Source organism: Cellvibrio chitinivorans, from assembly GCF_035117775.1.
GTDB classification, from domain to species: Bacteria; Pseudomonadota; Gammaproteobacteria; order Pseudomonadales; family Cellvibrionaceae; genus Cellvibrio; species Cellvibrio chitinivorans.
This window is the reverse complement of the sequence record NZ_JAYKKN010000001.1, coordinates 1171603-1184884: the sequence shown is the minus strand read 5'-3', so window position 1 is coordinate 1184884 and position 13282 is coordinate 1171603. Positions and strand designations below refer to the sequence as shown.

11 protein-coding genes are annotated in these 13282 nt (G+C 52.3%); 8 read left to right on the top strand and 3 right to left on the bottom strand.

The window, feature by feature from the left end; all coding sequences use genetic code 11:
* Positions 1-28: 28 nt before the first annotated feature.
* Positions 29-2491, top strand: a complete 2463-nt coding sequence (locus SPL68_RS05015; protein WP_323813978.1) for a penicillin-binding protein 1A — start codon at positions 29-31, stop codon at positions 2489-2491.
* A 7-nt stretch (positions 2492-2498) separates the two neighbouring features.
* Here the strand turns inward: SPL68_RS05015 and SPL68_RS05010 are convergent, their stop codons facing one another.
* Both SPL68_RS05010 and rpmE read right to left on the bottom strand, forming a co-directional pair.
* Positions 2499-3332 (bottom strand): thermonuclease family protein, encoded by an 834-nt coding sequence (locus tag SPL68_RS05010; RefSeq protein ID WP_323813977.1) that lies wholly within the window; start codon positions 3330-3332, stop codon positions 2499-2501.
* A 5-nt stretch (positions 3333-3337) separates the two neighbouring features.
* The gene (gene rpmE / locus SPL68_RS05005) at positions 3338-3562 is read right to left on the bottom strand and encodes a 50S ribosomal protein L31 (protein WP_323813976.1); all 225 of its coding nucleotides are present in this window, start codon (positions 3560-3562) and stop codon (positions 3338-3340) included.
* 222 nt (positions 3563-3784) lie between these two features.
* On the opposite strand from rpmE, the gene SPL68_RS05000 reads away from it, so the two are divergent.
* The 6 genes from SPL68_RS05000 to SPL68_RS04975 all read left to right on the top strand — a co-directional run bounded on the left by SPL68_RS05000 (position 3785) and on the right by SPL68_RS04975 (position 11606).
* Complete coding sequence (locus tag SPL68_RS05000; protein ID WP_323813975.1) at positions 3785-6022, top strand: primosomal protein N'; 2238 nt, start codon at positions 3785-3787, stop codon at positions 6020-6022.
* Between the two features lie 138 nt (positions 6023-6160).
* Entirely contained in the window at positions 6161-6712 is a 552-nt protein-coding gene (locus SPL68_RS04995) for an SPOR domain-containing protein (RefSeq protein WP_323813974.1), read from the top strand.
* Positions 6713-6798: 86 nt separating this feature from the next.
* Positions 6799-7323, top strand: a complete 525-nt coding sequence (hslV, locus tag SPL68_RS04990) for an ATP-dependent protease subunit HslV (RefSeq protein WP_323813973.1) — start codon at positions 6799-6801, stop codon at positions 7321-7323.
* 154 nt (positions 7324-7477) lie between these two features.
* Entirely contained in the window at positions 7478-8803 is a 1326-nt protein-coding gene (gene hslU, locus SPL68_RS04985) for an ATP-dependent protease ATPase subunit HslU (protein WP_323813972.1), read from the top strand.
* Between the two features lie 243 nt (positions 8804-9046).
* Positions 9047-9433: a gamma-butyrobetaine hydroxylase family protein gene (locus SPL68_RS04980; protein ID WP_323813971.1), complete on the top strand. Its 387-nt coding sequence runs from the start codon at positions 9047-9049 to the stop codon at positions 9431-9433.
* Between the two features lie 277 nt (positions 9434-9710).
* Positions 9711-11606, top strand: coding sequence for a sulfatase-like hydrolase/transferase (locus tag SPL68_RS04975; protein WP_323813970.1), 1896 nt, complete (start codon positions 9711-9713; stop codon positions 11604-11606).
* 107 nt (positions 11607-11713) lie between these two features.
* On the opposite strand, the gene SPL68_RS04970 is transcribed toward SPL68_RS04975, so the two are convergent.
* Positions 11714-12541 carry an undecaprenyl-diphosphate phosphatase gene (locus SPL68_RS04970; protein ID WP_323813969.1) on the bottom strand — a complete coding sequence of 276 codons (828 nt, stop codon included), beginning with the start codon at positions 12539-12541 and terminating at the stop codon, positions 11714-11716.
* A gap of 186 nt (positions 12542-12727) precedes the next feature.
* Here SPL68_RS04970 and SPL68_RS04965 point away from each other — a divergent pair, with 186 nt between their 5' ends.
* Positions 12728-13273, top strand: coding sequence for a DUF4136 domain-containing protein (locus tag SPL68_RS04965; RefSeq protein ID WP_323813968.1), 546 nt, complete (start codon positions 12728-12730; stop codon positions 13271-13273).
* Positions 13274-13282: the final 9 nt, after the last annotated feature.

Genomic DNA, 13282 nt, shown 5'->3' with positions numbered 1-13282 from the left:
ATATGTAAACAGGCAAAAAGCCCGTATAATGCCCGCCACCTGCGTATACCGCGCTAACTCATTAATTCAAATAGAAAAAATGATCAGTAAAAAATCCTTCTTTGGCATTATTTTCTGGCTGTTACTGGCTGGTTTAAGCGTTTCTTTGGTGACTTTCGCCGGACTTTATCTTTATTTAAGCCCTAAATTGCCGCCGGTTGATTCATTACGAGAAGTTAGATTACAGACCCCTTTGCGGGTTTATTCAAGCGACAACAAGCTCATTGGCGAATTTGGTGAACAACGTCGCACGCCACTCACTTACGAACAGATCCCTCCTTTATATATAAAAGCACTCCTCTCCGCCGAAGATGCAGAGTTCTTTGAGCATCATGGGGTTTCTCTAAAAGGCATGTTGCGCGCCGCATCACAAATTCTAAAGTCTGGCGCCATTCAATCAGGCGGAAGCACTATTACTCAACAGTTGGCGCGTGATTTCTTTCTCACTCGCAAACAAATCTTCTCACGTAAGTTTAACGAAATCCTCTTATCCATTGAAATTGAACGAAAATTCACCAAAGAAGAAATCCTGGTTCTGTTCAATAACAAAATGTTCTTTGGCAATCGTGCATATGGCTTACAGGCAGCTGCACAGATTTATTACGGCAAGGATATAGACCAACTGAGTGTCGCCCAATACGCCATGATCGTCGGCGTGCTTAAAGCCCCATCTGCCTACAATCCACTTGCCAATCTCAAGCGCGCTATGATTCGTCGCAATTGGATTATCGGGCGCATGTACGAGTTGGGACATATCGATCAAGCCACCTACCAAGCGGCAATTAATGAACCCAACACTGCCAGCTACCACGGCACCACTTTGGATGTGCAAGCGCCTTATATTTCCGAAATGGCGCGTCAGGAAGTATTAAACCGCTTTGGCGAAAAAGCGTACACCGATGGTTATAAGGTCTACACCAGTGTCGATAGCGCCATGCAAGCAACTGCGCAAGCGGCAGTATTGAAAGGTTTATTGAATTACGACCAGCGCCACGGCTATCGCGGGCCGGAGCTACACCTGAAACCATCGGAAGATGCTGATTTGATCGACTGGCAAGATCAACTGCAAGATATTCCCAATCTTGGCGGCCAGGAACCAGCTGCTGTGGTTGATGTGCAAGAGAAGTCTCTGCGCGTATTGATGAGCAATGGCGATTATGTAGATTTAAGCTGGGAGCAAGGTCTATCCAGCGTTCGCCCATATTTCACTGAAGACAGCCGCGGTGCCACTTACAAATCAGCGACCGAATTCCTCAAGCGCGGCGATGTGGTACGCATTACTAAAGATGACGATGACCAATGGCGCTTTAGTCAGGTACCTGCGATTCAGGGAGCATTGGTATCGCTCGACCCGCTCGACGGCGCGATTCGCTCTTTGGTTGGAGGCCTCGATTTCAACCAAAGCCACTACAACCGTGCGATTCAAGGCGCGCGCCAGCCGGGCTCCAGCTTTAAACCGCTGATTTACACCGCAGCGCTGGAAAATGGCTTTACTCCAGCATCAATTATTAACGATGCGCCTATCGTGATTGAAAACACCAGTACCGGTATCGCATGGCGCCCGGAAAATGACGATGGCAAATTCGCCGGCCCCATGCGTATGCGCCAAGCACTCTATCGTTCGCGCAATCTGGTATCGATCCGCTTGCTGCGCAGTATCGGCATGCAAACCGCACTCGACAGCCTTGCACGCTTTGGCTTTAACCCTAAAGAGTTCCCGCGCGACCTGACTCTCGCACTCGGTACCCACGCCCTCACCCCCATACAAATGGCCACCGCTTACGCCAGTTTTGCCAACGGCGGCTTCAAGGTTGACCCCTACTTGGTCACCCGCATCGAGGATGACAAAGGCAAGTTGGTGTACGAAGCAACTCCGAAACGCGCCTGTAAAGAGTGTGAAGTTGCCCCTAGCTATGCCGAGGATGGCAGCCTGTTTCCACTCACACCTGAAATCGATAGCAGCCAACAAGCGAAACGCATTATTGATGCGCGCATCGCCTACCTTATCGATTCCATGTTGCGTGACGTTGTAGATAAAGGCACCGGCCGCCTCGCCAAACAACTCGGCCGCAAAGATCTTGCTGGCAAAACCGGTACCACCAATGGCCCGCGCGACAGCTGGTTCTCGGGCTACAATCCCAATGTGGTTACCAGTGTTTGGGTTGGTTTCGATGCCAATACCCTGCTCGGCCGCAAAGAGTTCGGTAGCTCGGCAGCGCTGCCCATCTGGATTGATTTTATGCGCACCGCACTGGAAGGCTTGCCCGACCAACTCCCACGCCAGCCTGAAGGCATAGTGACGGTACGGATTAATTCAGACACCGGCAGACCGGCCATGCCCGGCGACCCGGACGCTATCTTTGAAGTGTTTTTAGGGGAAGATACCAACCGCACATCCGCAGCCGGTCACGAGACCACCGAGCAGGCAACCCTGCCGGAAGAGCTGTTCTAAAACCTTTCTATCGCTCGATCACCATCAGGGAGGATGGTGATCGCAGCTGCATCACCAAGGGCTTGAACTGCTGTGACCGTTTGGATGATTGCTTACCAATCCAACCGCGCACCTCTAACCGCCGCCCTTTTAGCGATTGCCAGTCGCGCTGACTATAACCAAATAATGGCCAGTCTTTTTTGGCGATACGCACTACCAACTTGCCATCCAATTCCAGCCAGACCGCTGAATTGATATCCACCTTGGCAACTCGCCCACTGATCAGGCGAAAACCAGTTTCGTCGCCGCGCATGGAGCTGCCCGCTAGCGACTGCCAATAATGATGGCGCCAGACACCCAGATTTTGCTTGCGCGCAGCCTGCTCAACTTTTGCCAGACACTTGGCCTGAGCGATATTCGGTGGCACGCCAACCTGCATCGCCATACCTGCGCGCAGCTGTTCTACTGCCAAACTGCGCCCGCGCGCGTCGTACACATGCGCCAGCAAGCGCCCGTAATGATCCCGCTTTTCTGACTCAAATCCCAAACGCACACGACCTTGAGCACGCTCGACAAAAGCCTTTGCCGTCGCACGGGACTCTTTTCCAAGCGGCTGACCCGCCTTTTTGCCATGAGCAACCTCGGGCGCATTGACACCCAAGATCCGCACTGAACGGCCATCTTGCAGCTTTAGCGTATCGCCGTCGGATACTCGCGCCACTTGCACCAGCTCACTCGCAGGCGCGCCGCACTCTGCCAATCCCAGTTGCGACCAGCAGGGCATAAATATCGCGCATAAAAAAACGCCGGAAATTTTCATTTCCGGCGTTTTTACTAGCGCGGCTAGTCGGGAGCGAAGCAAGACAATTAGTCTTTCTTGGCACCAGCGATACGGCTGCCGAAACGCTTGGTGAAGCGGTCAATACGGCCACCAGTATCAACAACTTTTTGCTTGCCAGTGTAGAACGGGTGACAAGCACCACATACGTCAACGTGCAGAGGCTTGCCCAGAGTTGAACGAGTGGTGAAGGTGCTGCCGCAGCTGCAAGATACAGCTACTTCAACGTAATTTGGATGAATGTCTGCTTTCATGATGAATGCCTTGTGTGAGCTGTGCCGCCACCCGGTCGTTGCCGAGCACCGCACATGGTTTAAAAACGGCTGTTTTTGGGAGCGGCGATACTACCAGAAAACCCTGATCACGCAACCGAAAAACCGCATTTTGTGCAAAAAACCATCACCAAAACGGCAATATCCTGCGCCTCACAGTCGATTCGGTTATGCTGACCGCCTTGTTGGATGCCAAACCGAGCCATGACCACAACTTCGCCAAACCAATCCCTGCTACTGGAAATCGCACTGCCCGTGCCGCTGCGGCGCTGCTTTGACTATTTATTACCAGCCGATTTACCGACCGATATCGACCCAGCCAAGCTCCGACCTGGCGTATTGATTCGCGCGCCCTTTGGCAATCAGGAATTAATTGGCGTACTTATCAGGGTAAAAGAAGAAAGCTTGCAGGATGTCGCAAAATTACGCCCAGCCTTGGCGTTGATCGACCCACGCCCTGCACTCGATAGCGAATTGCTCGACCTTTGCCTCTGGGCGGCAGATTACTACCAGTGCGCGCCCGGCGAGGCGCTACAAACCGCCCTGCCGGTGTTATTGCGCCAAGGCGAACCAGCGAAAATGCGCGGCGAACCTGTGTTTCAACTGACCACCGAAGGCAAGGGTTTACCCGAGGGCGCACTCAAGCGCTCACCCAAACAGGCGACACTTTTAGCCGCACTGCAATCCCGCTCACAACTCAGCCGAGCCGACCTAGATCAAATCGATATTCCGCGCACTATCGCCAAAAACCTGATCGATAAGGGCTTGGTCAAGATAGTTGAAGTAACGCCCGAACCAGCTCCGCTCCCTGAGCAACTATTGCGCGAACAGCCGCTCATCCTGAGTGATGAGCAGCTGGCGGCTTTTGCACAGATCGATTACACCTGCTTTAAAACCTACCTGCTCGATGGCGCCACCGGCAGCGGCAAAACCGAAATTTATCTGCAAGCGATTGAACAGTGCCTCGCGCAAGGCAAACAGGCATTGGTATTAGTGCCTGAGATTGGCCTGACGCCGCAGACAGTGCAGCGCTTTCAACGCCGCTTTAATTTGCCCATTGCCGTATTGCACTCCGGCCTGAATGACCGCGAGCGACTGGATGCCTGGCTGCAAGCGCGCGAGGGCATAGCCCGCATTATTATCGGCACCCGCTCGGCGGTGTTTACCCCACTCAAGGAGCCGGGCATTTTGATTATCGATGAAGAGCACGATGGCTCCTTCAAGCAGCAGGATGGCTTTCGCTATTCCGCGCGCGATCTGGCCGCGGTACGCGCGCATCGACTTGGCATTCCGCTGATTCTCGGCTCGGCCACGCCGGCACTGGAAACCCTGCACAACGCCCTGCAGGGGCGCTATCAACACCTGCAATTAAAGGTGCGCACAGGCAACGCCAAACCGCCCGAGATCCAATTGCTCGATATCCGCGGCGAAATTCTGCATGAAGGTTTTGCGCAGGCGAGCCTTGATGCGATTGGCGATACGCTCGACAAAGGCAATCAGGCGCTGGTGTTTCTCAATCGTCGCGGCTATGCACCAACGCTGGAATGCCACGACTGCGGCTGGCTGGCCAACTGCAATCACTGCGATGCGCGCATGACCGTGCATCAAACGCCGCGCCATCTGCACTGCCACCACTGCGACCATCAGCGCGCCCTTCCCAAGCGCTGCCCCAGCTGCAATAGCAGCCGAATTCAGCCCATCGGCCAAGGCACCGAACGCAGCGAAGTGGTGCTGCAACAACTATTTCCCGAGCACAAGGTGATTCGCGTCGATCGCGATTCCACGCGCAATAAAAATGCTATGCAAAAGCTGCTGGTCGATGTACACAGTGGCGAGCCTTGCATTCTAATCGGCACGCAAATGCTGGCCAAAGGCCATCACTTTGCCGATGTGACTCTAGTTGTCATTATCGATGCCGATGCAGGCCTATTCAGCACCGATTTCCGCGGCGCCGAGCGCATGGGGCAGCTGTTATTGCAGGTAGCAGGACGCGCCGGACGCGAGGAAAAGCGCGGGCGCGTGATATTACAGAGCCACCACACTGATCACCCGCTGGTGCAAACACTGGTGCAGCAGGGCTACCACGCGTTGGCCGATCTGATTTTGCAGGAACGCCAGATCACCCTGCTGCCACCCTATCGCCACTTGGCGCTGATTCGCGCCGAGAGCAAACAGGCAATAGCAGCGGTCGATTTTTTACAGCTCGCGCGCCGCTTGGCGGAACAGTTGCAGCCATCCAGTCCGCAGCTAAATTATCTCGGCCCACTACCGGCGATGATGGAAAAGCGCGGCGACCGCTTTCGCTATCAATTGCAGATCAACAGCGCCCAGCGCAAACCGCTGCAACAGCTGTTGAGCCAACTCGCACTTCAATTGGAAGCATCGCCGCAAGTCAGGCGTGTGCGTTGGTCGATTGATGTTGACCCCCAAGAGATGGGCTGATTAACAGATATAAAGTGCTAATCGGTGCGCCAAGCCACAGACACGTTTGCAAATGGCAGGCTTAGTGACTCACCCGCGCAATCCCTTTACAATCGCGCCTCGATTTAAAACCGCTACGATTTAAGACACACAAATTCCATGAGTAGAGATTTCGCCAAAAAAGGCCGCGCGCCGGCACGCCGCACATCATCATCCAAAAGTAGCTCTACACCTCCCTGGTTGTGGTTTGTTTTGGGTTTTGTGGTAGGCGCTTTTGCCGCCAGCTTCTACTTTATTAAAAACCCGGTAACTGCCCCCGCCCCCAAAGAAGAACCCAAGCCCAAGGTGACGGAAAACAAAACGCCCAAGCCGCGCTTCGATTTTTACAAGTTGCTGCAAGAGAGCGAGACCATTGTTCCTGCGAGCGAAACTATTAATGAAGAAAAACCAGCGCAGGAGCAGACCACTGAATACATCCTGCAAGTGGGTTCATTCCCGCGCGCGGATGACGCCGATAAATTGCGTGCCCAGTTAATTCTGATCAATCTGGATGCGAGTATCGAGAAAGTCGAAATCCGCAAAGGTGAGATTTGGCATAGAGTCGTTGTCGGCCCGTTCAATACCCAAAACGAGCTCACCAACGCGCGCTCGCAACTGGTCAAAAACGAGTACAACGCACTGGTACTCAAACGCGCCAAAACCAAGCGTTAATTCCTCACTCCAAGTAAGCGCCTTGAAAAAGGCGCTGCTGCCCCCACTTTCCTGACTTCCCTGTTGATTCTTTAGAAGGAAGTCCAGTGACTACAATTCTCTCTGTTCGCCGCGAAGGGCAAGTGGTAATCGGCGGCGACGGCCAGGTTTCCCTTGGTAATACCGTCATGAAAGGCAATGCGCGCAAAGTGCGCCACCTCTACAAAAATCAGGTGATCGCCGGTTTCGCAGGCGGTACCGCTGACGCCTTCACCCTGTTCGAGCGCTTTGAAGCCAAGCTTGAAGCGCACAATGGCCAACTCACGCGCGCTGCAGTTGAACTCGCCAAAGACTGGCGAACGGATCGCAGCCTGCGTCGGCTCGAAGCGCTGCTCGCGGTGGCAGACAAAGATGCCTCATTGATCATCACCGGCAATGGCGATGTGATCCAGCCGGAAGATGATTTGATCGCGATTGGCTCCGGTGGTAATTACGCCCAAGCCGCCGCCCGCGCACTGCTGGAAAACACCGATTTGGATGCGCGCAGCATTGTCGAAAAAGGTCTGAAAATCGCTGGCGATATCTGCGTGTTTACTAATCAAACGCACACGATTGAATCGCTCGAATATTAGTCAAATTTATTCCGCACTTCTGGCGGATCACCTTGTGCAGACCCGCCGTGAATACATCCCTGTAGGCTTATTGTCGACATCCATGTCTCCAACAGTCTGCACAAGGTGATCCACCAGAAGCGCTACCACTGAATTACATTCAAAAGAGTTTTTTATGTCTTCTATGACTCCGCGCGAAATCGTGCACGAATTAGATAAACACATCGTCGGCCAAGCCAGCGCCAAACGCGCCGTGGCCATCGCTCTGCGCAACCGCTGGCGCCGCATGCAGGTGCCGGCCGATATGCGCAATGAAATCACCCCCAAAAATATTTTGATGATCGGCCCGACCGGCGTAGGTAAAACCGAAATCGCACGCCGTTTGGCCAAACTCGCCAACGCTCCGTTCATCAAAGTAGAAGCGACTAAATTTACCGAAGTGGGTTATGTCGGCCGCGATGTGGAATCCATCATCCGCGATTTGGTTGATGTCGCCATCAAAATGCGCCGCGAGCAAGCGACCAAATCGGTACAGCACCGCGCGGCTGAAGCAGCCGAAGAGCGCATCCTTGATGCACTTTTACCGCCAGCAAGAAATCTGTCGCCCGAAGAAAGTAAACACGATTCCAGCACGCGCCAAATCTTTCGCAAAAAATTCCGCGAAGGTGAACTGGACGATAAAGAAATTGAAATCGATGTGGCGGCCGCTAACGTCGGCGTAGAAATCATGGCGCCACCGGGCATGGAAGACATGACCAATCAATTGCAAAACATGTTTTCATCGCTCGGCAAAGACAAAACCAAAAAAGCAAAACTCACCGTGAAAAAAGCCTTCAAGCAATTGCAGGACGAAGAAGCGGCAAAGCTAGTTAACGATGAAGATATTAAAACGCAGGCAATTGAAGCAGCTGAGCAAAACGGCATAGTGTTTATCGACGAGATCGATAAAGTGGCGCGCAAAGGTAATGTGAGTGGCGCCGATGTGTCGCGCGAAGGTGTGCAGCGCGATCTGCTGCCATTGATCGAAGGCTGCACCGTAACCACCAAACACGGCTCGATCAAAACTGACCATATTTTGTTTATCACCTCGGGCGCATTCCATCTGAGCAAACCTTCGGATTTGATTCCGGAATTGCAAGGTCGTTTGCCGATTCGCGTTGAGTTGCAAGCGCTAACGCCGGATGATTTTGAACGTATCCTCACCGAACCAACTGCATCGCTCACTGAACAACAGGAAGCGCTGCTGAAAACCGAAGGTGTAGAAATCACATTTACCAAAGACGGTATTCGTCGCATCGCCGAAACGGCGTTTGAAGTGAATGAGCGCACTGAAAATATTGGCGCGCGCCGTTTGCATACGATTCTGGAACGCCTGTTGGAAGATGTCTCATTTGAAGCCGGTGATGATGGCCATAAGCAAGTAGAAATCAACGCCGCATTTGTTGAATCTCACTTGGGCGAATTGGCGAAAAACGAAGATTTAAGTCGTTTTATTTTGTAATTGATTTACTGTTAACCCGCACTAAAAACGGCAGTCTTTGGGCTGCCGTTTTTATCTGCAAGCAAACCAGAAATAATGGCTAGCTAGCGCGCGTAATAGCCGCGTAACATTTGCGCGATTAGCACAAAGTCATTACAAAAAAATGACAAGTGTAAGTTGCCGCACTATCCACAAATCCGGAAAATTCTATCTACGGATGAGTGGGTTTAGATCGCCATAATTTGCATGGCAAGAGAGACACCTATGATCCCCAGTAAAATTCGTTTGCATAAACAATCGCGCCAACTGGAACTGCAGTTTGGCGATGAAACCGTGTTGCTGACTGCAGAGTTTTTGCGCGTGCACTCACCCAGCGCCGAGGTAAAGGGCCACGGCCCGGGTCAGGCAGTGTTGCAGCATGGCAAGCGAGAAGTCGCCATCACCCAAATTGAGCGCGCAGGTAACTATGCGATCAAGCTGGTGTTCGATGATGGCCACGATACCGGGATCTACACTTGGGAATACCTGTATCAATTAGGTACCCAGCAAGAATCTTTATGGCAGGCCTATCTGGATGCACTGCATAGCGCAGGTAAAACTCGCGATGCCAATACCAGTGTGGTGCGCCTGATGGATCCATCTCAGGGTTAATTCCTCCTTCATCCCGCCGCGTTTCTTCGCGGTTAGCTGCAATACCACTGGCGCACAACTGACTTCAGGGCGCCAGCCTCCAATAAAAACAATCGATAACAATAACTTTTTTCTACTGGCTTATCGCCAGGGGCTGCGTGCGCTTTGCGTTTTGCATTGCGGCAGCCAAACCGAACAGCCAAATGGCTGCCGGGCAACCCGTTAATCGAACTCGTTTTAGTAAACCTGTTGATCAAAAACAGAAACACGCATCCGGGATTGATGCAGGAGGAAGGACATGAAAAAACACTATTTGGCCGCACACGGTTATTTCACCCTTGGGGTGTTTTTATTATCGCTATTACCACTGTTTAGCTACTGGCAAGTCATGCCCAGACCCGATGGGCTGATGAGCAAGCTATATCAAATCAGCACCCTCGGTTATTACGGTGTGCTGCTCGGTTTGGTGGGCATCATCTGCCTGCCACTCAGCCAATGGCGCCAGACGCGCCCGATTTACGCCCTGCTGCTCGCAGGGTGGCTGCTCTATTTATTGATTGATGTGGCGACCTTTAATCTCTACCTGTTCCATGTGGATTGGCTGATGATTGAAATGTTCATCATGGATTTCTCCGGCATGGGCGTGCCGCCGCTACTGCTTGGCCTTGCCGCGCTGGCCGCCATTGCCGTGGTTGGCGGTACACTCTGGCTGAGCGCAAAAACGGCGCAATTAAAGATTATTCGCTTCAGCAGCCCGCTGTGGATCTCACTGGGTTTGAGCCTGTGTTTGCTCGCGGGCAACTCGGCTATCAATATTTGGGCGGCGCATTATCAGCGGCAGGAAATCAGCTACATCAATCCTTACTTGCCGCTTTATCGCCCTATCACCAGCAATAAACACGCGCCGCAATTGAGCCAATTATTGCCGCAGGTTTTTGTGGCTGAATTCGGCAAGATGGATCGCGAAACTGCGCAGGAAAAAAGTGTGGTGCAGTACCCGCTGCAACCGCTGGAATGCGCACCGACCGATAAACCCGAATCGATTTTGGTGTTGCTGGTAGAGAGCTGGCAGGCGGAGACGCTCAAGCCCGAGATCATGCCCAACCTGTCGCGCTTTAGTGAACAGGCGATTCGCTTTGATCAACACCTTTCAGGCGGCTCGGCAACGGTACCCGGCTTGTTCAGCCTGTTTTACGGGTTGCACGCCAGTTATTACCCGACCTTTAAGGCGACACCTGCATCCAACCCCAGCCAATTCACCGAGACGCTGAATACGCTCGGTTATCACACGCAGGTGTACACCAATACCAATTTGGAGCGCTTTGCAGTGCGCCAGTTGCTGTTCCCGCACCTGCAAGATAAGGATTTGCATAGCAGCGGCAGCGACCGCAGCATTGTGAATCAGTATCTACGCAACCATGCCGAGCACAGCGAGCAACCACAGTTCGATCTGGTGTTTCTCACGTCATCGCACTCGCCCTATAAATACCCGAACGAATTCGCGCAATTCCAGCCATTGCCCAGCGTGAAAGCCGGTTTTGTGTTTGATAACCACACCGACAATGTCGCTTACAAAAACGACTACTTCAACAGCTTGGTCTACGTGGATGATTTGCTTGGCGATATTTTGCAGCAGCTCGAAAAAACTGGCGCACTGGAAAATACCTGGGTGATTATCACTGGCGACCACGGCGAAGAATTCAATGAGAATCAGGCGGGATTCTGGGGCCACGGCAGCAACTTTACCCGCTGGCAAACACAAACTCCGCTGCTGGTGCGCCCGCCAAATTCCTATCAGCACCGCGCGCCCCATTCACGCCAGTTGCAGGCATCCAACACGGTACCACTGCACGCAGCCAAACACTTGCACGGCCGCCGCGAAAGCCGTTTATCTACCCATCAGGATTTGGTGCCAACGCTGATGCGCGAAGCACTCAATTGCAACACACCCGCACAGGCGTACAGCAATGGCGAAAACCTGTTCGATTTACCGGCGCAGCGCGAGAGTGTGATTTCGTCTTACTACAACCATGCCTATTGGGTCGATGGCACTATTGTGGATCGCAGTACCGGCAAGCAGTACGCATGGAAAAACTTTGATGAGACTGCAGCCAGTGTATCGGCGGAGCGCTTGCGTAAACTGCGCGAAGAAGAACGGCGCTTTTTAAAATCCAAAGCCGAACTAAAAAAGTAATGCAAAGATAAAAGTAACGCGAAGCTTAAAAAACGCTTCAAAAAAATAGGCGCGACAGCCAATTCTGTCGCGCCTATTTTTTTACTTAAAACTAATCAGCTGATTGTTTATGCAGAAGTCCAGTTAATCGCACCGGTGTAAGCCGTCAACAAAATCAACAATCCAAAGGCAATGCGATACCAGGCAAACGCCATAAAGGTATGATTGCTGACAAAGCGCAACAGCGCTTTCATCACCAAAAATGTACTGATAAACGAAGCTACAAATCCCGCTGCAAAAATTTCAATATCCTGCACCTCAATTAAATCGCGCGCGCCCCACATGCTATAGAGCGATGCAGCAGTAATAACAGGAATCGCAAGGAAAAACGAAAACTCGGTCGCCGCCGTGCGCGACAAACCAAAATACAAACCGCCGATGATGGACGCCCCCGAACGCGACACGCCCGGCACCAGCGCCAAACACTGGCACAAGCCAACTTTCAAAGCGCGCATGGGCGTGATTTGATCCATATCATCAACGTCCGGTTGGTACGCACGCTTCTCCACCCACATGATCGCAAAGCCACCGATGATAAATCCGGCTGCCACCACATAGGGGCTGAACAACACTGCGCGAATAAAGTCGGCAAACAGAAAACCAATCAAAATAAACGGGAAAAATGCGATAGAAACGTTGATATAGAGGTTGCGTTCAACCCCTGGTTTACCCAGGCCAAGCAAACTGGAAAAGATTTTTTGGCGGTACTCCCAGACGATGGCCATCATCGCGCCCATCTGGATAAAAATTTCAAACACTGTGCGCTTGTCTTTAGTCCAAAAATCCATCAACTCACCAGCAAGGATCAAATGGCCGGTACTGGAAATTGGCAACAGCTCCGTTAATCCCTCAACAATACCCATAATAATGGCTTTCAAAATCAGCAGCAGATCCACGCAAACTCCTTAGTTGATGGCAGTGATTGATGACAAGTGACAGACGCGATCAGCGGGCGCAAGTCTGCGATACTTAACTCGTGTTTGCAAACTCTGTGCCTATCGCCAAATAGCCGCTAGGCTATACTCGCATCACTCTTTGTTCGACCTAATTGTTCGGCCTAATTTCTCCAAGAGGATCAACCTATGCGCGCATTAGTTTCGCTCAGTTTCATGTCAGGTTTGCTGTTGCTTCTAAGCGCCTGCACCAGTACCAAATACGCCGACGACTACAAAAGCGGCACTGATTTTAGCGGCCTGAAAACCTACAGCTGGCGCGCGGTTACGGTCGATATTGGCGGCATCGACAAAGGTTTTATCCAAAAACTCGCTGATGAACAATTGCGTGCTCAAGGGTTTATTCCCGCCGAAGCCAATGCAGACTTTATGGTCGACATGCAGGTTTTTTCGCGCATTAGCACCGGCGGCAATACCAGCATCGGGATTGGCATAGGTATGCCGGTGGGCAGCCACGGCGGCATCGGCATGAGCACCGGCCAAACCGTCGGACGCGGCAAACAGGAGGGCGTGATTGTGGTGGATATCACTCAAACCAATAACAACACTCTCATCTGGCGCGGCAACGCCGAAGGCATCCCGCTGATTAACTTTTCACTCAAAGCCGAGCAAAAATTGCGTGAGAGTTTTACCAAACTCTTAACGCCTTTCCCGCCCAAATCAGTCGCGCAGTAAATCGCTGCG